The organism is Niallia taxi (assembly GCF_032818155.1).
GTDB classification, from domain to species: Bacteria; Bacillota; Bacilli; order Bacillales; family Cytobacillaceae; genus Niallia; species Niallia taxi_A.
The window spans coordinates 1811123-1831728 of record NZ_CP102589.1 but is presented as its reverse complement, the minus strand read 5'-3'; the positions used below and the strand labels follow the sequence as shown (position 1 = coordinate 1831728).

The 20606-nt window shown below is 39.1% G+C and carries 24 protein-coding genes; 3 read left to right on the top strand and 21 right to left on the bottom strand.

Annotation, left to right across the window (positions count from 1 at the left end; translation table 11 throughout):
• Positions 1-121: 121 nt before the first annotated feature.
• Entirely contained in the window at positions 122-700 is a 579-nt protein-coding gene (gene scpB / locus NQZ71_RS09020) for an SMC-Scp complex subunit ScpB (protein WP_182103042.1), read from the bottom strand.
• On the bottom strand, positions 700-1461 hold the full coding sequence (locus NQZ71_RS09015; RefSeq protein WP_311201006.1) for a segregation/condensation protein A: 762 nt from the start codon (positions 1459-1461) through the stop codon (positions 700-702). Before NQZ71_RS09015 ends, scpB begins: the two co-directional genes overlap by 1 nt.
• Before the next feature lie 192 nt (positions 1462-1653).
• Here NQZ71_RS09015 and NQZ71_RS09010 point away from each other — a divergent pair, with 192 nt between their 5' ends.
• Positions 1654-2175: a DUF309 domain-containing protein gene (locus tag NQZ71_RS09010; RefSeq protein ID WP_317011688.1), complete on the top strand. Its 522-nt coding sequence runs from the start codon at positions 1654-1656 to the stop codon at positions 2173-2175.
• 49 nt (positions 2176-2224) lie between these two features.
• Here NQZ71_RS09010 and NQZ71_RS09005 read toward each other — a convergent pair whose 3' ends face one another.
• A complete protein-coding gene (locus NQZ71_RS09005) occupies positions 2225-2593 on the bottom strand; it encodes a GNAT family N-acetyltransferase (protein WP_127737571.1) in 369 nt (122 codons plus the stop codon).
• A gap of 447 nt (positions 2594-3040) precedes the next feature.
• Here NQZ71_RS09005 and NQZ71_RS09000 point away from each other — a divergent pair, with 447 nt between their 5' ends.
• Complete coding sequence (locus tag NQZ71_RS09000) at positions 3041-3907, top strand: DUF1002 domain-containing protein (RefSeq protein ID WP_317011687.1); 867 nt, start codon at positions 3041-3043, stop codon at positions 3905-3907.
• A 39-nt stretch (positions 3908-3946) separates the two neighbouring features.
• Here NQZ71_RS09000 and lysA read toward each other — a convergent pair whose 3' ends face one another.
• The 9 genes from lysA to NQZ71_RS08955 form a co-directional block, all read right to left on the bottom strand.
• Complete coding sequence (gene lysA, locus NQZ71_RS08995) at positions 3947-5272, bottom strand: diaminopimelate decarboxylase (RefSeq protein WP_144452759.1); 1326 nt, start codon at positions 5270-5272, stop codon at positions 3947-3949.
• Positions 5273-5448: 176 nt separating this feature from the next.
• On the bottom strand, positions 5449-6900 hold the full coding sequence (locus tag NQZ71_RS08990; protein ID WP_275006759.1) for a spore germination protein: 1452 nt from the start codon (positions 6898-6900) through the stop codon (positions 5449-5451).
• Positions 6901-6940: 40 nt separating this feature from the next.
• On the bottom strand, positions 6941-7513 hold the full coding sequence (locus tag NQZ71_RS08985) for a stage V sporulation protein SpoVABEA (protein ID WP_144452757.1): 573 nt from the start codon (positions 7511-7513) through the stop codon (positions 6941-6943).
• A 35-nt stretch (positions 7514-7548) separates the two neighbouring features.
• Positions 7549-7968: a stage V sporulation protein AB gene (locus NQZ71_RS08980; RefSeq protein WP_127737566.1), complete on the bottom strand. Its 420-nt coding sequence runs from the start codon at positions 7966-7968 to the stop codon at positions 7549-7551.
• Entirely contained in the window at positions 7958-8578 is a 621-nt protein-coding gene (locus NQZ71_RS08975) for a stage V sporulation protein AA (RefSeq protein WP_144452755.1), read from the bottom strand. The genes NQZ71_RS08980 and NQZ71_RS08975 overlap by 11 nt, the downstream gene beginning before the upstream one ends.
• Before the next feature lie 117 nt (positions 8579-8695).
• Positions 8696-9451 carry an RNA polymerase sporulation sigma factor SigF gene (gene sigF, locus NQZ71_RS08970; protein ID WP_127737564.1) on the bottom strand — a complete coding sequence of 252 codons (756 nt, stop codon included), beginning with the start codon at positions 9449-9451 and terminating at the stop codon, positions 8696-8698.
• A gap of 12 nt (positions 9452-9463) precedes the next feature.
• Positions 9464-9904: an anti-sigma F factor gene (spoIIAB, locus tag NQZ71_RS08965; protein WP_144452753.1), complete on the bottom strand. Its 441-nt coding sequence runs from the start codon at positions 9902-9904 to the stop codon at positions 9464-9466.
• Positions 9905-10255 carry an anti-sigma F factor antagonist gene (spoIIAA, locus tag NQZ71_RS08960; protein ID WP_127737562.1) on the bottom strand — a complete coding sequence of 117 codons (351 nt, stop codon included), beginning with the start codon at positions 10253-10255 and terminating at the stop codon, positions 9905-9907. It abuts the gene before it with no gap.
• Between the two features lie 117 nt (positions 10256-10372).
• The gene (locus NQZ71_RS08955; protein WP_260054798.1) at positions 10373-11536 is read right to left on the bottom strand and encodes a D-alanyl-D-alanine carboxypeptidase family protein; all 1164 of its coding nucleotides are present in this window, start codon (positions 11534-11536) and stop codon (positions 10373-10375) included.
• A 225-nt stretch (positions 11537-11761) separates the two neighbouring features.
• Here NQZ71_RS08955 and map point away from each other — a divergent pair, with 225 nt between their 5' ends.
• Entirely contained in the window at positions 11762-12508 is a 747-nt protein-coding gene (map, locus tag NQZ71_RS08950; RefSeq protein WP_144452749.1) for a type I methionyl aminopeptidase, read from the top strand.
• A 45-nt stretch (positions 12509-12553) separates the two neighbouring features.
• Here map and NQZ71_RS08945 read toward each other — a convergent pair whose 3' ends face one another.
• The 9 genes from NQZ71_RS08945 to spoIIM form a co-directional block, all read right to left on the bottom strand.
• Positions 12554-13969, bottom strand: a complete 1416-nt coding sequence (locus tag NQZ71_RS08945) for an amidohydrolase (RefSeq protein ID WP_317011685.1) — start codon at positions 13967-13969, stop codon at positions 12554-12556.
• 124 nt (positions 13970-14093) lie between these two features.
• On the bottom strand, positions 14094-14438 hold the full coding sequence (locus NQZ71_RS08940; RefSeq protein WP_317011739.1) for a DUF6176 family protein: 345 nt from the start codon (positions 14436-14438) through the stop codon (positions 14094-14096).
• A 110-nt stretch (positions 14439-14548) separates the two neighbouring features.
• Positions 14549-15853 carry a pyrimidine-nucleoside phosphorylase gene (locus tag NQZ71_RS08935; RefSeq protein ID WP_317011738.1) on the bottom strand — a complete coding sequence of 435 codons (1305 nt, stop codon included), beginning with the start codon at positions 15851-15853 and terminating at the stop codon, positions 14549-14551.
• A 26-nt stretch (positions 15854-15879) separates the two neighbouring features.
• Positions 15880-16701 (bottom strand): purine-nucleoside phosphorylase, encoded by an 822-nt coding sequence (locus NQZ71_RS08930; RefSeq protein WP_144452745.1) that lies wholly within the window; start codon positions 16699-16701, stop codon positions 15880-15882.
• 12 nt (positions 16702-16713) lie between these two features.
• Positions 16714-17898, bottom strand: a complete 1185-nt coding sequence (gene deoB, locus NQZ71_RS08925; protein ID WP_317011684.1) for a phosphopentomutase — start codon at positions 17896-17898, stop codon at positions 16714-16716.
• 166 nt (positions 17899-18064) lie between these two features.
• Positions 18065-18955 (bottom strand): site-specific tyrosine recombinase XerD, encoded by an 891-nt coding sequence (xerD, locus tag NQZ71_RS08920; protein WP_317011683.1) that lies wholly within the window; start codon positions 18953-18955, stop codon positions 18065-18067.
• 6 nt (positions 18956-18961) lie between these two features.
• Complete coding sequence (locus tag NQZ71_RS08915; protein ID WP_144452739.1) at positions 18962-19189, bottom strand: YqzK family protein; 228 nt, start codon at positions 19187-19189, stop codon at positions 18962-18964.
• A gap of 132 nt (positions 19190-19321) precedes the next feature.
• Positions 19322-19771 (bottom strand): ferric iron uptake transcriptional regulator, encoded by a 450-nt coding sequence (fur, locus tag NQZ71_RS08910; protein ID WP_127737555.1) that lies wholly within the window; start codon positions 19769-19771, stop codon positions 19322-19324.
• Positions 19772-19898: 127 nt separating this feature from the next.
• Positions 19899-20564 carry a stage II sporulation protein M gene (spoIIM, locus tag NQZ71_RS08905; protein ID WP_144452737.1) on the bottom strand — a complete coding sequence of 222 codons (666 nt, stop codon included), beginning with the start codon at positions 20562-20564 and terminating at the stop codon, positions 19899-19901.
• Between the last annotated feature and the right edge of the window lie 42 nt (positions 20565-20606).

The following is a 20606-nucleotide window of genomic DNA, read 5'->3' as shown; positions in this document are numbered from 1 at the left end:
AGTTTATACACAATATGAAAGAGAGAGAGGGAACATGTTTAAAATATGAAAAAACAATCAAATCTGCTATGCAAAAAAAAAGACTGTATTAGAAGCATAGCCTCCTAATACAGTCTAACCGCTAATCCTCCAATTGCTGGAATGACTCAAAAAATAAATCAGCTTCTTCTTGCTTGAATTCCTCTTCTTTTTCTGCAAGTACTGGAAGTTCATCTAGGTCCTTGAGACCAAAGTGATCTAAAAACTCCTTCGTCGTGCCATACAATATGGCTCTACCTGCTCCTTCTGCTCTGCCTACTTCTTTAATCAGCGCTTTAGCGGAAAGTGTATGCAATGGTCTTTCTGTTTTTACACCGCGAATTTCTTCTATTTCCGCTCTTGTTATCGGCTGTTTATAAGCAATAATCGCAAGTGTTTCTAAAGCAGCCTGTGATAGGGTGGACGCATGGGGAGATTCAACGAGCTTTTTCAAATACACAGAGTGTTCCTTTTTTGTAGCAAGCTGGAATGTGCCTGCTATTTCTACAATTGAAATGCCCCTATCTTGATCCTTTCCGTAATCCTCCATTAATTCCCTTGTTATCTGTTCTGCTTCAAATTGCTCTACATTCAGGACATGTGCCAGCTGCTTGACTGTAAGACCTTCATCCCCTGCAGCAAATAACAGACTTTCAATAATACCTTTCCAATTTGTAACCATCAAAATCCTTCCTCTTCCTTTCCAACCACAAATATATCTGCAAAATTATGTTCTTGTTCAACGAATAACGTCTGACGCTTCATCAGTTCCAACACCGCAAGAAAAGTCACAACAATATGGGTTTTATCATGTACAGGAAAAAGCTCTTCAAAATGGATTCTGCCTCGTTTGCTTTTAATGAAATGAAGGATTTCCTCCATTCTGCTTTCTATCGGAATTTCCTGTCTCGTTATTTTCGTTGCTAGTGGCGCTTGCAGTTTTTTCCTGCGCATCAGCTTTTGAAAGGCTGCCAGCATATCGTATAAAGAAACATCAAGTTCACTTTTTGCTGATTCTTCTGCACCTTGGGCATAATCGGACAAATCACTAGGAGGTTTTGTGAAAATCAAGCCTCTTTCCAGCTCCATTTCCTTCAAGTCACCGGCTGCTTCCTTATATTTGCGATATTCTACAAGCCTTTCGATTAAGTCCTCTCTTGTGTCTTCCTCATGCTCGTAAACAAGATCATTATCAATCAGCTCTTCATCATATTTAGGCAGCAACATTTTACTTTTTATGGCTAGGAGCGTTGCGGCCATAACTAAAAATTCACTGGCAATATCAAGCTGAAGCACAGACATTGCATGAATATATTCTAAATATTGCTCTGTAATTTCTGCGACGTTTATATCGTATATGTCAATTTCTAATTTATTTATTAAATGCAGTAACAAGTCCAACGGACCTTCAAAGCTATCAATTTTTACATTATATTGCATTATATCTCACCAAAATCCTAATAAAATAACATCTAAGTCTTTCCTATGCTAGTATAAGTATAGATGATTCGACAAAGTTATCCAATAATAAATTATACCAAGTGATTAAATAAGCGGATTAGAAGACTTTTATGTCTTCCTTTAGACACAGTATAATAATTATTAGCTATTTCGTTTGGAAAGGAGCAAGTGTTGGTGTATCCACATGAATATATTGAGTATTTGGGGCATTTCCATGGAGATCAGGATTTTTTTGAGTGCCACGAAATTCTAGAGGAATATTGGAAGGAGGTTGACCCTGGCAATAAAGACTCTATTTGGGTTGCCTTTATCCTTTTAGCTGTATCCTGCTATCACCATCGTCGGGGAAACTTTCGTGGTGCCGGTAAAACATTAGAGAAAGCAACCAGCATGTTTCGGCACGGTGACTGGAACTGGAATGACTTCGGACTTGATAAGGCATTATTGCTCGAAAGAATGGATCAAAGACAGCTAGATATTAGGAATCAACTAGCCTACATTCCTTTCAGTCTGCCAATCAATGCTAAAACCTTAGAGCTGGAATGTGTGAAATGGTGTCAATCTGTTGGAATGGAGTGGCAGTCCTCTCGCATTCCATTGGATGATATAATCCATCGTCATTTGACACGAGACAGAACAGAAGTAATAAATGAAAGAACCGCTGCCATCGAGGAGCGGAAAAACCGCATTGATTAGTTTAACAGCAAAAAACCCCTAACCACTTTTCTGGTTAGGGGCTTATTTATTACGAATTAAGATTTTCTTCCATATTCATACATTTAGAAAGAAATCCTACAGTCAATTCGTTTGCTTCTATTTTTTTGTTGGTATATTGTGACTTAATTGCTTGCACCATTGCTTTTCCAACACCTTGATGCCTATGCGAAGGATTAACGGATATATGCTGAATGCTGATACTCGTCTCATCCTCAAAAATGATACCGATCAGACCGATAATGTCCTCTTCTTCCTTCCATAAAAAAAGCTGCCAATTTTCATTAGCCTCGTATTGTTTAATCGTTTGCTGGAGCACCTTTAAGTCTTTTTCAGCTGGCATAAAAGAGAGCAGGCCCATTGCAATTTTCTCAAAAGATTTTTTATAACGAATAATCATTTGTATCCCTCATTATTATTAAAGCATATTTACCTGTAAGTTTTCCCATAATGGATTGTTTCCAAACAATATTCTATTCTAAATATGAAGAAACCGGAACTAGTATGAAAAAATCGCCATATAGCATAATTTAGCTTACTTTGGCGAAACCTGTTATAGATACTATCATACATAAATTATGGATAATCTTCAATGAAAATATTATAAGGATAAAGTAACATTAGAAATTCTGTGTCCTTTTCCCTATTGATTGGAAATATTCCATATAGCATCTCTCACTATAATAGTATGCTAAAACAATTGATTCAGCTACTATTTTTATTTCACATCTTTTCGATTATAATAGCTAAGGAAAATCTCACCAAATAGGCGTTTTTAAGGGGATAAGGAAACTTTTTTATTGATCGGCACGTCTATATGCATAGAACTACATTAGGAGGAACACAGATGAACAGAAAAAAATGGGCTGTGCTAGTCTTATCACTTTTGCTTCTGCTCCCTATTCGCGCATTTGCAGATGCAGCTACAGGCGATATGATTATTACGTTAGGAGCAAACCTGACAGAGGAACAGAAAAAATTGCTGTTAACCGAAATGAAGGCCCCTGATGATGCAGAAATCATTACTGTGACAAATGAAGAAGAACATAAATATTTAGGAAGCTACATATCGAAACGATTAATTGGCACAAAAGCTATTTCTTCCTCTGCGATAACAATTGCAGATGCTGGAAGCGGAATAAATGTAAAAACAAAAAACATTAATTGGGTTACAGATGAAATGTACATCAATGCACTTATTACAGCTGGTGTTAAAGATGCAGACATTTATGTGACAGCACCAATACAGGTTTCAGGAACAGCAGCACTCACTGGAATTATTAAAGCATACGAGGTATCCACAGACACTAAAATACCTGAAGAAGTAAAGCAGGCTGCCAACGAGGAAATGGTGGAAACTGCTAATCTTGGGGAGGAAATCGGTACAGATAAAGCTTCCGCCTTAATGGCAAAAATCAAAGAAAAGATAGCCGAAAACAAGCCGTCAACTGATGCAGAGCTTCAAAAAATTATTGATGATGCTGCAAACGACTTAAACATTACTTTAACAGATGCCCAAAAACAGACATTAATGGATTTCTTCAATAAACTAAAAGATTTGGATATCAATTGGAATCAAGTTGGTGATCAGCTGCAGGACGCAAAGGATAAATTCAATGCTTTTATTGAAAGCGAGGAAGGGCAAGGATTTCTTGCAAAAGTGAAGGAATTTTTCGCAAGTATTGTAGATGCTATTAAATCGTTTTTCACTTAATACAAATAAAGGAAGTGCTAAAAAGCACTTCCTTTTATTTTATTTTTTCAACGATGCTTTTTCCTTAAGTGGCAAATCGAGACGCACGATGTCCTCATAAGTCTCTCTTTTAACAACAAGGACAGCTTCTTTATTTTCAACAAACACTACTGGAGGTTTTGGGATGCGATTATAATTATTCGCCATCGAATATCCGTATGCTCCTGTACAAAACACTGCTAAAATATCTTGATCATTTGCTTTTGGCAATGGCAGGTTCCAAATAAGCATATCTCCGGACTCACAGCATTTACCTGCAATTGACACGGTTTCTTCCGCTTCCATCAAAGGTTTATTCGCTAACACAGCTTCATATTTAGCATCATAAAGTGCAGGTCTAATATTATCTGTCATGCCGCCATCAATTGCTAAATATTGGCGAACGTCCGGAACTTCTTTTCTAGATCCGATTTTATAAAGAGTTGTCCCAGCATCTCCAACAAGAGAACGGCCAGGTTCAATCCAAATTTCAGGCATATTCATGCCGAACTGCTTCATATTCTTCTCAACTTCTGTAATAATCTCTTCGACATATTCTGATGGCTGAATAGGCTGATCTTCATTTGTGTATCTGATACCGAATCCTCCACCAAGGTTGAGAACCTTCGTTTCATAGCCATGGGCCTGTTTCCATTGATGAAGCGTATCGATTATCTTTTTGGCAGCAAGAACAAAACCTGTTGTTTCAAAGATTTGCGAGCCGATATGACAATGCAGCCCTAACAGCTCTAGATTTGGAGAATCCATTGCTTTAAGCAAGGCTTCCTCTGCTTGTCCATTTTGCAGACCAAATCCAAATTTAGAATCCTCTTGTCCTGTCAGGATGTAGTCATGTGTATGTGCTTCAATTCCAGGTGTTACACGAAGTAGAATCGCCATCTTGCTGTTTTTCTGTTCGCAAAGCTCTTGCAATAGTGTCAGCTCATAAAAATTATCTACTACGATACAGCCAATATTATGCTCTATTGCCATCAATAGCTCTTCTTTGCTTTTATTATTGCCGTGGAAGTGAATTCTCTCCATAGGGAATCCTGCGGCAATTGCCGTATAAAGCTCTCCGCCGGATACTACATCAAGAGACAGCCCCTCTTCATTGGCAAGCTGAACCATCGCAATTGTTGAAAATGCTTTACTTGCATAAGCAACTTGCGCAGGGATTCCGCGTTTTGCAAATGTATCCTTAAACCCTCTCGCTCTTTCTCTAATAAGCGCAACATCATATACATATACTGGTGTTCCGAATTCTTCGACTATTTTTACTGTATCAACGCCGCCAATCTCCAAATGCCCAGCTTCGTTCACACTAGAAGTTCCATAATAATGCATATATCCCCCTCGATTCTCCCTAAGATAGATACTAAAGGCTAAGATGAAAATAAGAAACAAGCAGACAGTTCATCTTTCGAACTGTCTGCTTTACCGTCCAATTTATTTAACAGCCTACTTGATTAAACAAATGTATCATAAATATACCCAATTCTCAATCCTCTTTTTATTGGATTTTATTTGTTCCGATCTTGTACGTGAGCATGGCTCGGTCTCAATTTACTTCCTGGAACCGTTCTGCGAATTAGGATATTAGAAAATGCCTTCGGATAAAACGGGATGAATGGCCATAAATACGGAACATTCAATGTACGCAAGCTTGCTAAAAACAAAACATACAATGTACAGCCGACAACGAAGCCTGGCGTATGGAATATCGCAACTAAAATCAACAGCATAAATCGCACCAGCTTATTAGCAATACCCAACTCATAGCTCGGGGTTGCGAAATTGCCAATTGCAGCAACAGATACGTACAATATGACTTCTGGCACGAACAAACCGACATCGATGGCAATTTGCCCAATCATAACTGCCGCAACTAAGCCCATTGCGGTCGAAAGTGGTGTTGGCGTATGAATGGCTGCTATCCGTAAGAATTCCAAACCAAAGTCAGCAATAAACAGCTGAACAATTATTGGTAAATGGGTGCGTTCAGTCGGTCCAATAAAAGCCAGGTTCTCCGGCAGCAGTGATGGCTCAAGTGTGACAAGAAACCACATTGGCAAAAAAAACAAGGATGCTAAGACACCAATAAAACGGACCCAGCGTACAAATGTCCCAACCATCGGAGCTTGTCTATATTCTTCAGCATGCTGCAGATGATGAAAAAAGGTAGCTGGTGTAATAATAACACTCGGTGATGTATCCACGTAAATAACTACATGCCCCTCAAGCAAATGATTGGCAGTAACGTCAGCTCTTTCTGTGTATCGCACGAGCGGATATGGATTATAGCCTTGCTTTAGCAAAAATTCCTCAATTGTCTTATCTGCCATTGATATACCATCAACGTCAATATTCTCTAATTCCTTTTTAATAATGTCTACAAGGTCAGGGTCAGCAATGTCCCTAATATAGCCTATCGCCACATCTGTTTTTGAGCGTTCGCCGACCTTCAAGATTTCAAACCTCAGCCGCTCATCACGGATTCTTCTTCTTGTGATAGCTGTATTGATAATAATATTTTCAACAAAGCCATCCCTTGAGCCTCTGATTACTTTTTCTGTATCTGGTTCTTGCGGGGTTCTGCCAGGATAGCTCCGCACATCAATGGCAAGTCCTTGATTATAGCCTTCCATTACTGCGACAATAAGTCCTGATAACACCTGATCCACAAGTTCGTCCATTTTTTCAAGCGGCTTCACTTGATGATGAACAAGCTGATTTTCAATAATTTTGAAGAAATCTTCTGATTGCTGAACCCGTTCCTCATCATTTAAAAACAACAGCTGTTCTAAAAGATTGGAAATAATCACACTATCAACTAACCCGTTAACATAGTAAACATTTACTTCATGGTGGAGTACAGAGATTTTCCTTACTCCAAGATCAAAGCTTACGCCTAAACCAACCCGATCCTGCATGTACTTCTCAACATCTGTTAGCTTTTTATAAATGGTCGTCATTTCTTTTGTTTCATCGCTCTTTGTTTCCTTACCCTTTGTTTCATTGCTCATAAAAACCACTTCTTTCTAAAATATATTCCACTGCTTTTCGTGTAATAGGTGCACCTTTTTCATAGGAATCACGTTTTCCCATCTTGCCTATATCGCCGATACCAACAACCAATGGCAAATGAAGACTATCAAGGCTGTAAACTGTATCACCGCTCATTCTTCCTATCTCATATTCTGGAATACCTAGCTTATCAACCCCGTATGGAGTTAGGTTGCCATCTTGGTCAATTGCTACATCAATTCTTGTCCATTCTTCTCTTCTTGTCCTGCTCGCAACAGCGATTACCCCAAGCACCTCAACATCCTTATGTGCCGCTATGTATTTTAACGCTGTCTCACCGGCCCCTTCTCCAACATAACCGCTGTCATCAAACATTACTAATACAGGATCTTGTTTTGCTTTTTTTATTAAGCTCAAAATTTCAGGACCGCTATGGCTTGATGGATTGCCAAATGACATGGATATACAGCGGCCCCCAACTTCCTTTGCCACCATTTCCACAGCTCTTCTGGCATATTCGTCTCCATCTGTTATCAAAATGACTTTTCTTTTTGTACCCATCTGCATTTTCCTTTCTTTTTAGCATCTTGCTTGTCCTACGGTGCAAAATACATCCAATGAAACAGAGAGCCGAAGATTTTGCCAAAAACCAGCGCCATCATCAAAACGAGAAGCCGATCATCCATGCCCACCCTTTTTGCTAAAAGCGGAAAAACATTCAATACTTCTGTTAGAGCAGCAGCTATCATGCCAATATAAATGCCTCCTGCAAGACCCATCACAATTAGGATAAAGGACGAAATGGAAAAGGAAGGTTCTCTTAAAAATAAAAACGTACCGCAAACTGCACCACAGACAACTGACCACTCATAGGAGTGAATCTTACTGCCTGTTTTTGTTAGTTGGGTGAGTCTCGGTATGATGCCAAATACGGTCAAAAAGGCAACATAACCAGCTCCGACTGTAATACCCCAAGCCGCCCCGATAAAAAGCACAACAAGTATCTTAATGATCATCTAGTTTTTTCATGCTTTCTTTATTCTCATGCATGATCACATATTGATCCAAAGCTTGCTGATAGGAGAAAACCTCTACTTCCAGGGGGCTTGGCTCTTCGTTAAAACGCTTTTTAAATACATGATTAAAGAAGATAATCATCCCCAAGCCTAAACCTAAGCTATAGGGAATTTGAAATATAAGAGGCTTTTCTACCTCTTTTCCTGTAATGATTTTATACAGCTTTTGATGAACTGCTTGCATACTAACATCTTCATGAAAGTTCATAATAGTCAGAGCAGATCCAATAAAAAGAAGCAGCCAAACTAGCAAAAAAAGCGGTATTGATGCTTCTTTTTTTTTGAGGATGACTTCAATGATGGTTTGTGCAGGGCCGATAATCTGTATCTCCAAGTCTTGGTTGATGCTGCGGATTGCTTTTATAATTCTTGTGCTGTCAATGACAATGATATTTCGGTCACCCTCTGAAATACGGTAAATGACCATTGCTTCCAATTGTTCCATTAGAGCATCAGCAGCAATCACTTGTGCTAAATCTTGCAGCAGCACATCCTCATTCAATCTTTTTTCGATACGATTTCTCATCCGAATATAAACCGTCTCAGCCATTCATGTTCACATCCTAACATCTAATGTTTTTGTGATGATGGTAGTATTTGCATGAAAGTGGTAATTTATTAGTGGGAAGATAATTGGTAATAATTCCATAAAAAAAAGCAGATGGATTTAAATATCCATCTGCTCTTTCATTTGTAGTAATATCTTTTTCTCAAGCCGCGATACTTGTACTTGTGAAATTCCCAGCCTTGTCGCAACCTCCGATTGTGTCTGGTCTTTATAATATCGGAGGTACACAATTAGCCTTTCTCGTTCATCAAGCTCCCTAATCGCTTCTTGCAAGGCGATTTTATCGAACCATTTCCCCTCATTGCCATCATCAATCTGGTCAAGAAGGGTTATAGGATCGCCATCGTTTTCATATACTGTTTCATGAATAGAAGAAGGTGTTCTTGCAGCCTCTTGCGCTAACACTATATCTTCTGGCGGAATATCAAGATGCTCTGAGATCTCTCCGACAGTCGGTGTCCGTCCATACTGTTTGGAGAGCTCATCTTTTGCTTTCCTGATTTTATTGCTCAATTCCTTTAAGGAGCGGCTCACCTTCACTGTGCCGTCATCACGAATAAAGCGTTGAATTTCGCCGATAATCATCGGTACTGCATACGTCGAGAATTTCACATCATAGCTTAAATCGAATTTATCGACCGATTTAAGCAACCCGATACTGCCGATTTGAAACAGGTCATCAGGATCATAACCTCTGTTCAAAAATCTTTGCACGACGGACCATACAAGGCGCATATTTTTCTGGACTATTGTATCTCTAGCTGACTGATCGCCATCTTGGCTTCTTTTAATAAGCTCCTTCACTTCATGGTCTTTTAAATACGTTTCTTTCTCCTTTTTTACCTCCACATCCATAAGCGATTCTCCTTAATTGCTTAGCATTTTGCTCTTTATTAAATGCTTACGCAGGCGGATCTCAGTTCCATTTTCTGGGCTAGAATGCACGTCAATTTCGTCCATAAAATTTTCCATGATGGTGAATCCCATTCCGGATCTTTCTAATTCAGGCTTTGTCGTAAATAACGGCTGTCTTGCTTCTTCCACATCCATAATTCCTTTACCATCATCACGGATAGTCAAATCAATGAAGGAATCCTCCATTATGACAGAAATATAAACTATTCCATCAGGATCATTTTCATATCCATGTATAATACAGTTTGTGACTGCTTCAGAAACAACCGTTTTAATTTCCGTCAGTTCATCCATTGTCGGATCAAGCTGTGTAATAAAAGCAGCGACAGTTACCCTTGCAAAGGATTCATTTTGGCTTTGTGCGCTGAATTGCAAATGCATTTCATTTCTCATTTATGCAACCCCCAATCTTTCAAGTGCAAATTGTTCATTTGTTTCCAGCTTCATTATTTTAAACATGCCAGACATATCAAACAACCTTTGTACACTCGGGGAGATTGCACAAATCACCATTTCTCCGCCTAACTGCTTTATTTGTTTATATCTGCCTAAGATAACTCCTAAGCCTGAACTATCCATAAATGATAAATGCTCTAAGTTTAAAACAATATGGCGAATATTTTTGCTCTCTATCGCTTCTGTCGCTTTTGTGCGTAGCTCTTCCGCGTAGTGATGATCTAATTCCCCTGCTAAACGAATACAAAGAACATTGTTTTTTGTTTCCAGCTCAATATTAAGACTCACTATCCATAGCCTCCTCTATTTGGTTTAGTGAGTCAATTCTACCTTGAATCCTTCATTTCCTTCAAGCAAGACAAAACTAGTGTTGATTCGCTAAAAAAACAGGAATGATGACATTTTTTATTCTGTTTTTGTGAACATTCCTGCAGTTCGTTTAAAGAGCGTCCACCAGCCCGCTTCCTTAATTTCTGTTTGAGAAACAAGCGGACTTTCTACAATTACCTTCCCATCCTTGATGAACTGAACCTTACCAATTTCCTGACCTTTTAATATCGGAGCCTTAAGGTTTTTAGACATCGTTATTTTTTTCTCCACGTCATCCACCTTTTCTCCTTTTTTCGTTAACAGGGAGATTGGTTCACTTGTAACTGCCGCAGCTTGTTTTTGTTCCCCTTTACTAACCTTTACCTTGCCGATCATTTCATTGCGCTTGTAAACGGGGTGTGTCTCATACTGACTAAATGCATAGTCAAGCATTTTCGTTACCTGTGCATTACGCTCTTTTGAAGTTGGCGCACCAAAAACAACAGCAATTACACGCATTCCATTCTTTTCAGCAGTTGCTGTTAAGCAGTATTTCGCTTCCTTTGTAAAGCCCGTTTTCAGGCCATCCACACCTGGATAAAATTTAACAAGACGGTTTGTATTCACAAGCCAAAATTTCTTATCTGAATTTTCCCTAAGGTAAGCTTCATATGTACCTGTGAATTTCGTGATATCTTCATATTTCAATAATTCCTTTGCCATAATGGCCATATCATGTGCTGTACTGAAATGGTCATCAACAGGAAGGCCTGTAACATTCTTGAATGCAGTATTCTTCAATCCTAAACTAGTTGCTTTTTTGTTCATCATTTCTACAAAAGCTTCCTCAGATCCAGCAAGTCGCTCTGCTACTGCAACTGCTGCATCATTACCAGAACCAATTGCTATACCTTTAAGCATTTCCTCTGTTGTCATTTCTTCACCGGGCTCAAGGAAGATTTGTGATCCGCCCATTGATGCAGCATGTTCACTTGTTCTAATCTTCTCGTCAATCTTGAGTTTACCTTGATCAAGTGCTTCCATAATTAATAACATCGTCATTATTTTTGTCATGCTTGCAGGCGGAAGCTCTTCATTGCTGTTTTTCTCATAAAGCACTGTACCCGTATCTCTGTCAATCAGGATAGCTGATTTTACATTGTCCACCAGTTCACTGCTTTTTTCTGCAGCAAGTGTGCTTGGTGCAAGCACAGAAGCAAATAGTAACATGCTTAAAAAGATTGTTGCGATGCGTTTCATCTCATGACCCTCCATTCTATATACTGTCCCATTTTTTCCAATCGTTGTTTTTTTATACAGACATTTATTATATTTTTTCTAAATAAATGCACTATTTGACATGGATGAGGCTTCCTTGACACAACAAGGCATTTGAGCTATTTTTAAACTGTTGAATTATTAGTTCGGCTCTTGAAATAAGCAATAAATTACTGGCTGTTTTTTTAAAATAAAGGAGGAGAAACGTTGATCCATATAAAAACGAAGGAGCAAATCGAAAAGATGAAAAAAGCTGGGGAAATCCTTGCTGATTGCCATAAGGAAATCCGTAAATTGATAAAACCTGGCGTTACTACACTTGAGATTGATAGATTTGCAGAAGAATATATTACAAAAAGAGGGGCAACTCCTGAGCAGAAGGGCTATCATGGCTATCCTTTTGCGACATGTGCTTCGGTAAATGATGTTATTTGCCATGGCTTTCCAAACAAAACCTCTTTGAAAAACGGGGATATTGTAACAATAGATATGGTCGTTAATTTAGATGGATGGCTGGCTGATTCTGCATGGTCATATGCTGTTGGAACCATTTCAGATGAAGCGCAAAATTTGTTGAAAACAACGGAAGAGGCATTATATAAAGGGATTGAGCAAGCGGTTGTCGGCAACAGAGTCGGAGATATTTCTCATGCTGTTCAAAGCTATGCTGAATCAAAGGGCTATTCTGTCGTACGTGATTTTGTCGGTCATGCGATTGGGAGAAATATGCATGAAGAACCGCAAGTTCCTCATTATGGTCCGCCAAATTTAGGAAGAAGATTAAAAGAGGGTATGGTTATTACGATTGAGCCAATGCTTAATACAGGCATGTATCATGCAAAGGTCGATTTAGACGGATGGACAGCACGAACTGTAGACGGCAGTCTATCTGCACAGTATGAACATACTTTAGCCATTACTGCTGATGGACCAGTCATATTAACAAAGCAATAAACAAACAAAAGGGAAGCACTTATTACAGTGCTTCCCTTTTATTAGTCATTCATGTACAAGCTCTTTCACTTGATTCGGAGGCATAACATTTGCGGGGATTCCAGGTACATACGGTTTGGCTGCTGCAAAGTTTGCAAACTCTTCTTTAGCTTCCTTTATTATCGTTTGATCCTGCAACAAATCATACAGCGTTAACGCCATTGTTTTGGCGGCCAAATGCATGCCTTTAAAACCGATGGAACTTCCATAGGAAGCAGTTGCTTGCCAGGAGTGTGCTTGAACACCAACTGGTGCACAAGTTGTTGTCACTTGGCCAACAGGTGTAATCCAGCTGACATCGCCAACGTCTGTTGACCCGCCGACAGATACTCCCTTCATTTTCGGATCGTTAATACTTACAGTTGGAAGAAGTTCATCTGTATAGGCAGCGATTCTTTTTTGGGAACCTTCTACAATTTTCGGATCAATGGAAGCAATAATCTCCTTAGCAAACTGCTTTTCTTCTTCAGTAAAGTAGATCGGGTTTTCCTCCATATTCGCTTTCATCACATCATTTAATCTGTCATTTGGCAATGTTTCATAGGCAAAGGCTAGTATTTCTGAGCTTACAGCTGTTTCTGTCATCAAAGCAGCTCCATCTGCACACTTCTTTACCCTTTCAAGCAGCTCATCGACCTGCTCCTTTGTAGCAGCACGGATATAATACCAAACAGTGCTTGTATCTGGAACAATATTCGGAGCAAGCCCTCCATTTGTGATAACATAATGAATTCTTGAACCATCTAATATATGTTCACGTAAATAATTAGATCCAATATTCATTATTTCGACGGCATCCAATGCGCTTCTTCCCGCATGAGGTGCGCCAGCAGCATGTGCAGCAATGCCTGTAAAGTGAAACTTAATAGAAACCATCGCCTGCATGCTGAAGTTAGAAGTCATATTAGCTGTACCAGGATGCCAGGTTAAGGCACAATCCAGGTCATTAAACAAACCGCTTCTAGCCATGAAAGTCTTTCCTGACAGCACTTCTTCGGCAGGACAGCCATAGTAGCGGATTGTACCTGCAAGATTTTCAGCAGCCATTTTGTCCTTTAACGCCATCACTGCTGCGACGCCTGCTGTTCCTAAAAGATTGTGACCACAGCCATGGCCTGGACCTTTTTCGACGATTTCAGCACGAATAGGTGAAACCTTTTGAGAAAGGCCTGGCAATGCATCATATTCTCCCAAAATACCAATAAGAGGCTTACCAGTCCCATACTCTGCCACAAACGCGGTAATTGATCCTCCCGCATTTTCTTTAATCGAAAAGCCGGCATTTTGAAGTGCTGTCATTTGCTTTTCTGCAGCATATGTCTCCTCATATGCTACCTGTGGATGTTCCCAAATATCCTTTGCCATCTCTGTAAAGAATTGTTCGTGCTCATTAAGCCAGTCCGTTACATCTGTTTTACCCATAATTAGCCTCCTAAAAAATATATTAGTCACATGAAGAGTATGAATATTCTGTATTTTAAAAGCATACCTTATCCTCATCTTTCGTGCTACAAATTAGTTAGGAAATCTGACTGAAAATAATTTTTTATTGAAGAGCTGCCAGTACTTTATCTTGAATCATCGATACTTTCTTCTTCATATGAACTGGTTCATAGTCTTCGTCAATACATTCCTCCCAATAGGCGATATGAAGTTTATCGATTTCAAAGTCTGATTCATGGAGAGATGCTCCCCCATCACCTTGGATGGAATACCAATAAAGGAATTCACCACTCTCTGTAAACTCCCGAAAAATGGTTTCCACATACATTTTTTCAGCTTCTAATGTAAGAAGCACTTTATCCATTTCTTTATTGAGAAGCTCTAGCCATTCATCAACTTTAGAAGATTTCCCGTTTTTCACCTTTACTCTCGTCAGTTCAATGTTCATCATTCACACCCCTCGCTTTTAGCAATATTATAACAAAGCAATTAGATTATTGTCTAATTAGTTTACAAAAAAGAAGATCGAGTTTTCCTCGACCTTCTTGTTTCACAAAATCAGCCAGTAATTACTTCATAAATCAATTCTGGAGCATCGACTTTTTTGTCTATGACTTTAATATGTTCATACAATCTCTGCTTCACATCATCAATATTTTCTGTATTACTGTAAATGGTTACAAGTGATTCGCCTGCCTCCACCTTGTCACCGATCTTTTTGTTAAGTACCAATCCAACAGATAAATCAATTTCCGATTCCTTCGTCGCTCTGCCGGCACCGAGAATCATTGCTGCTGTCCCAATGCTGTCAGCAGTGATTTCTGCCACGTAGCCTGACTCTTTCGCAGGAAGCTCCAGCTTGAACGGGGCCTGCGGGAGACGCTCAGGATGATCAACAACACTTGCATCGCCGCCTTGAGATTCCAAGAAGAGCTTGAATGTTTCCAAAGCCTTGCCACTCTTGATTGCTTCTTCCAACAATTCTCTTGCTGCTTCAATACTATCAGCCTTTTCTGCCAAATACACCATTTGAGATCCAAGAGTAAGACACAGCTCTGATAAATCTTTTGGCCCTTGACCTTTTAATGTATCAATTGCTTCCTTTACTTCTAGCGCATTCCCAATTGCATATCCAAGAGGCTGGCTCATGTCTGAAATAATCGCCATCGTTTTACGGCCGACATTATTACCGATTCGCACCATCGCTTCTGCAAGCTCCCTTGAATCATCCAATGACTTCATGAATGCTCCTGCACCCGTTTTTACATCAAGACAAATCGCATCAGCACCTGCAGCGATTTTTTTGCTCATAATACTGCTTGCAATAAGAGGGATACTGTTTACCGTTGCCGTAACATCCCTTAAAGCGTACAATTTCTTGTCTGCAGGAGTTAAGTTGCCGCTTTGACCAATTACAGCAACCTTATTTTTATTTACTAGTTTAATAAATTCCTCTTTATCGATTTCAACATGGAAGCCTTTAACAGCTTCTAGTTTATCGATTGTTCCGCCAGTGTGACCAAGTCCGCGTCCACTCATTTTTGCGACTGGAACGCCGACAGCTGCCACTAATGGACCAAGAACAAGTGTAGTCGTGTCGCCAACACCGCCTGTAGAATGCTTGTCAACTTTGATTCCTTCAATTGCTGACAGGTCGATAACATCGCCAGAATGTACCATTGCCATTGTTAAATCGGCTCGTTCCTTTTCTGTCATGCCTTGGAAAAACACTGCCATTGTGAATGCACTGATTTGATAATCAGGTATTGTACCATCCGTATAGCCATTAATAATGAAAGAAATTTCCTCTTCCGTCAATTCGCGTCCATCACGTTTTTTCTCAATTAAATCAACCATTCGCATTTTCATAGTGAGAATCCCCTTATCTACTATTTGCCGATTTCTTTGACTAATTCTTTAACATATTTAAGGAAGTCTGCTTTTACCTTTTCCGTTGTTTCAATTACTTCTTCATGGTTAAGAGGCTGATCAAGAATGCCTGCTGCCATGTTTGAGATGCAGGAAATTCCAAGTACTTTAAGTCCAGCATGTCTTGCTACAATTACTTCTGGAACCGTTGACATACCAACAGCATCTCCACCTAAAACTCTTAGCATTCTAACCTCTGCAGGCGTTTCATAGGAAGGACCTGTATTACCGACATAAACACCCTCTTGCACCTTTAAGCCAATATTGGCAGCGATATCTTTTGCTGCTGCTCGTAAATTCTTGCAGTATGCTTCAGACATATCTGGGAATCTTACACCTAATGCAGAATCATTTGGTCCGATTAACGGGTTTGTTCCCATATTGTTTATATGATCAGAAATCAACATTAAGTCCCCAGGAGCAAATGCCTCATTCACACCACCTGCCGCATTTGTAACGATAAGGTTTTCAACACCTAGTTCTTTCATCACGCGAATAGGGAATGTCACCTTTTCGAAAGTATAGCCTTCATAATAATGGAATCTTCCTTGCATTGCGACAACTTCAACACCGCCTATTGTTCCAAATACAAGCTGGCCAGCATGGCCTTCCACTGTAGATACTGGGAATTCAGGAATTTGCTCATAAGGAATTTTGACAGCATTTTCAATTTCTTCTGCCAAAACACCAAGTCCTGACCCTAAAATAAGCCCAAGCTTCGGTACTGCTGCATATTTTTCTTTTAAAAAGTCTGCTGATTGTTTAATTTTTGTATAATTCATGTTCACTGCTCCTTATATTAATTCCTTCAAGAAACTTTTGCCGTGCTTAGGTAAAGTAACTTGGAAATTATCTGCTATTGTTGCACCAATATCCGCAAATGTTTCTCTTAATGGAAGCTCACGGGAAGCACTGATGCTCTTATTATATACTAACAAAGGCACATATTCTCTTGTGTGGTCTGTGCCAGGAGCAACGGGGTCATTGCCATGGTCTGCCGTAATAATAAGCAAATCATCTTCATTTAAGAGTGGCAATACCTCTGTCAGCCTTGCATCATATTCCTCTAATGCCTTTCCATAACCGATTGGGTCACGTCTATGTCCATAAAGGGCATCAAAATCAACAAGATTTAAGAAGCTTACGCCTGTAAAGTCCATATGTAATGTTTCTAGAAGCTTATCCATTCCGTCCATATTGGATACTGTCCGTAGTGATTGGGTTACACCCTCCCCATCATATATATCCGAGATTTTTCCGATAGCAATACTGTCCAGCCCATTGTCCTTTAACTCGTTCATCACTGTTCTATCGAACGGCTTAAGTGCATAGTCATGACGGTTTGCAGTCCTTTTGAAATTGCCTGGCTCACCCAAAAATGGTCTTGCAATAATTCTGCCGACCATGTATTTCTCATCAAGAGTCAACTCTCTTGCGAGTTCACAAATTTCATAAAGCTCTTTTAATGGTACTACCTCTTCATGTGCAGCAATCTGCAGAACCGAATCAGCAGATGTATAGACGATTAAATCGCCTGATTTCATATGCTCTTCTCCAAGCTCATCGAGGATCTCAGTGCCACTTGCAGGCTTGTTGCCAATAATTTTACGGCCTGTTTTTGTTTCTAGTTCTTGCAGAAGCTCATCCGGAAATCCTTCTGGAAAAACACGGAACGGTGTATCAATACGCAAGCCCATGATTTCCCAGTGGCCTGTCATTGTATCCTTCCCGTTTGATGCCTCTTGCATTTTTGTATAATGTGCTAAAGGCTTGTCAGCCTTATCAATTCCTTTAATTGCCTCAATATTGCTCAAGCCTAATTTTCCCATATTCGGCATATGTAGGCCATTCATTTTTTCTGCTATATGACCAAGGGTATGTGCACCTAAATCGCCAAATTTTTCAGCATCTGGTGCTTCACCAATTCCGACTGAATCCATCACAATCAGGAATACCCTTTTAAATGGATATTTGGACATTTTTTTACCTCCTAATATAAAATTAATCATCCTATTTTACCCTTTAGTATGTATCTTTAACCAAAAAAATTATAGCACATTGTCAGAAGTCTGACATCTATTTCCTATAATTATTTTAGGGCCAGCCTTTCACCATACGAATGTATAGGTGGTGAAAGGGCTGACCCTATGCTCTTGGATGATATTGGCTGTAAACATCTTTTAATCTAGTTTTTGTAACATGTGTATAAATTTGTGTTGTTGAGATATCAGCATGTCCGAGCATCTCTTGAACCGCCCGCAAATCTGCCCCATTCTCCAATAGATGGGTAGCAAATGAATGCCTTAACGTATGTGGAGTGATTTCCTTTTTGATATCTGCTTCTTTTCCAAGACGTTTAAGGATTTTCCAGAATCCTTGCCGAGAAAGTCTTCTGCCATGATGGTTTAGAAAGAGCGCATCTGATTTTTCTTTTTTGTTTGAAAAATCTGCTCTTCCTTCTTCCAGATAAACGGTTATCGCTTTTGTTGCAGCACCGCCAATCGGAATAATTCTCTCTTTATTCCCTTTGCCGATACAGCGTACAAATCCCATCATTAAATGAACATCGTCCATGTTCAATTGAATCAATTCACTTACACGAATTCCTGTCGCATACAAAAGCTCAAGCATTGCCTTGTCCCTTTTTCCGAAGTGATCAAGCTTTTTAGGAAATTCAAGCAACGCCTCCACCTCTTGCATGGATAGCACCTTAGGCAATGACCGCTCTCCTTGCGGGGTTTCAATATGTACAGTTGGATCCTCTTCTGTCACCCTGTCACGGAAAAGAAACTGATGAAATGCTCGGATGGAAGCTATATGTCTGGCGATTGTTTTGGAAGACTTCCCTTTATCCTTCAAAAACCCCAAAAATCGAACGATATGTGCGCGTTGAATATCAGTTAGGCCAATTTGTTCTATGTCCCTTATATACTTGCAATAGGATTTCAAATCCCTTTCATAAGAAACTAGTGTATTTTTCGCCAAACCCTTTTCCACTAATAAATAATGCATAAGGTCCTTTAGCTGTTGTTCCATTTATCATTACTCCCCATTTAAGAAAAAAAGAAATATTCGTTCTTTCCAGGAAAACTCGTCAGCCTCCCCATCACCGCTCACTTTCACAGCAGCTCCAGACGGTTCATCATAGCGATGAAAATCCTGATATTCTTCATTAAACCATATAAGTGCATAATAAAAAAGAATCGTACATCCAACAAAAAGCAAAAATACCTTTGCTGTCCGAAAGACAACTTTAGACCATTGCAGCATAGATTTTCCTCCAAACTAGTTTCTTATTAAAAGCTATGCCAGTTTAGGAAGAAAATATACCTATAATAGAGCCTATTCTATGAAACAAATCAAAAAACCTTCTCCATATGAAAAAGGTTTCTCATTCTTTTTTTAATCTGCACTTTTTTCATTGCAGCGATGACATATTCCATGAAAGGTCAAACGGTGATCTTTTATTTTAAAATTCCAGTCACGTTCAACTACTTTTTCAACATCTCCTAATAAATCCTCTTGAATCTCGTCAACAGCACCACATTCTATGCATACTAAATGATGATGAAAGTGAGCTGCACCTTCTTGTCGTAAATCATATCTAGAAACACCATCACCGAAATTTATTTTATCAACGATTTTCAGCTCAGTCAGAAGTTCTAATGTCCGGTAAACTGTCGCTAATCCAATTTCGGGCGATTTTTCTTTTACAAGGAGGTAAACATCTTCTGCACTTAAGTGGTCTTCTTCATTCTCTAGCAAAACCCTCACTGTTGCTTCTCTCTGAGGAGTCAATTTATAGCTCGAAGAATGCAACAGCTTTTTTATTCTATCTATTCTACTTTCCATTCCGAAAGTCCCTCCCTAGCCACTGTCCATATCATTATAACAGAAGAAGGATTAGAATCCTAATAAAAATTATTATAAATAAGAATCAATAATTATTTGTTGTTTAAAATCATTATAATCTATTACTTTATAAACTAAAGCCGCCTATAAAGGAGCTGACCATATTAACAATGGATTTCATTAAGCCAGGAGAAATATACGCTTCTACACCTGCAGCTATCACTAAAGAAACAATTGCCCCAACCAACAATACCATGTATCGCCCGAATAACGGAAGCATTGGTTCTCCCATTTTTTTCATAAATTGCTGTCTGATCATCTTGAAAGAGAATGAAACAGCCAATGTTGCAGATATGATGAACACAGGAATGATAATGATATTTTGCGGCAATACAGAAACAAAAGAAAGTAAAAAGCCATTCCAGCCCATTTGATTTACTAAAAATCCGACTGTAAACCCGACAACCATTCCTTTTATAAATAATAAAATGAGAATAACAGGCAACCCAATAATCGAAATGCCTAAAAGCCACATTAAGCCAATGAATTTACTGTTATGAGAAAAGCTCTGAATAAACAAGTCTTTGCTGTCTGCAACCTTGCCGTTAGAAATTTGGCTGAAAAATTGTGACAAATAATAGAAAAGGTCTTCTTTTTGGCTTAATGTCAGGCTGTTAACCACAATTGCACCGAATATGACACCCATTAAAAACAACACTGCAATAAATAAATAGATGGAGGAATGTTCTCGAAAATGATTTGCTAGAATGTTCTGGTACTTATTTTTTTTCATTGCTATCTCTCCTCTGTGCCAATCTGTTATTTCATTCTATGA

What these genes read in the sequence shown, in the direction of transcription:
- scpB (WP_182103042.1), bottom strand. Translation starts at nt 700, where the DNA reads ATGGTTACAAATTGGAAAGGTATTATTGAAAGTCTGTTATTTGCTGCA.
- NQZ71_RS09005 (WP_127737571.1), bottom strand. Translation starts at nt 2,593, where the DNA reads ATGATTATTCGTTATAAAAAATCTTTTGAGAAAATTGCAATGGGCCTG.
- NQZ71_RS09000 (WP_317011687.1), top strand. Translation starts at nt 3,041, where the DNA reads ATGAACAGAAAAAAATGGGCTGTGCTAGTCTTATCACTTTTGCTTCTG.
- lysA (WP_144452759.1), bottom strand. Translation starts at nt 5,272, where the DNA reads ATGCATTATTATGGAACTTCTAGTGTGAACGAAGCTGGGCATTTGGAG.
- NQZ71_RS08990 (WP_275006759.1), bottom strand. Translation starts at nt 6,900, where the DNA reads ATGACGACCATTTATAAAAAGCTAACAGATGTTGAGAAGTACATGCAG.
- NQZ71_RS08985 (WP_144452757.1), bottom strand. Translation starts at nt 7,513, where the DNA reads ATGGGTACAAAAAGAAAAGTCATTTTGATAACAGATGGAGACGAATAT.
- NQZ71_RS08980 (WP_127737566.1), bottom strand. Translation starts at nt 7,968, where the DNA reads ATGATCATTAAGATACTTGTTGTGCTTTTTATCGGGGCGGCTTGGGGT.
- NQZ71_RS08975 (WP_144452755.1), bottom strand. Translation starts at nt 8,578, where the DNA reads ATGGCTGAGACGGTTTATATTCGGATGAGAAATCGTATCGAAAAAAGA.
- sigF (WP_127737564.1), bottom strand. Translation starts at nt 9,451, where the DNA reads ATGGATGTGGAGGTAAAAAAGGAGAAAGAAACGTATTTAAAAGACCAT.
- spoIIAB (WP_144452753.1), bottom strand. Translation starts at nt 9,904, where the DNA reads ATGAGAAATGAAATGCATTTGCAATTCAGCGCACAAAGCCAAAATGAA.
- NQZ71_RS08955 (WP_260054798.1), bottom strand. Translation starts at nt 11,536, where the DNA reads ATGAAACGCATCGCAACAATCTTTTTAAGCATGTTACTATTTGCTTCT.
- NQZ71_RS08945 (WP_317011685.1), bottom strand. Translation starts at nt 13,969, where the DNA reads ATGGGTAAAACAGATGTAACGGACTGGCTTAATGAGCACGAACAATTC.
- NQZ71_RS08940 (WP_317011739.1), bottom strand. Translation starts at nt 14,438, where the DNA reads ATGAACATTGAACTGACGAGAGTAAAGGTGAAAAACGGGAAATCTTCT.
- NQZ71_RS08935 (WP_317011738.1), bottom strand. Translation starts at nt 15,853, where the DNA reads ATGCGAATGGTTGATTTAATTGAGAAAAAACGTGATGGACGCGAATTG.
- NQZ71_RS08930 (WP_144452745.1), bottom strand. Translation starts at nt 16,701, where the DNA reads ATGAATTATACAAAAATTAAACAATCAGCAGACTTTTTAAAAGAAAAA.
- deoB (WP_317011684.1), bottom strand. Translation starts at nt 17,898, where the DNA reads ATGTCCAAATATCCATTTAAAAGGGTATTCCTGATTGTGATGGATTCA.
- xerD (WP_317011683.1), bottom strand. Translation starts at nt 18,955, where the DNA reads ATGGAACAACAGCTAAAGGACCTTATGCATTATTTATTAGTGGAAAAG.
- NQZ71_RS08915 (WP_144452739.1), bottom strand. Translation starts at nt 19,189, where the DNA reads ATGCTGCAATGGTCTAAAGTTGTCTTTCGGACAGCAAAGGTATTTTTG.
- fur (WP_127737555.1), bottom strand. Translation starts at nt 19,771, where the DNA reads ATGGAAAGTAGAATAGATAGAATAAAAAAGCTGTTGCATTCTTCGAGC.
- spoIIM (WP_144452737.1), bottom strand. Translation starts at nt 20,564, where the DNA reads ATGAAAAAAAATAAGTACCAGAACATTCTAGCAAATCATTTTCGAGAA.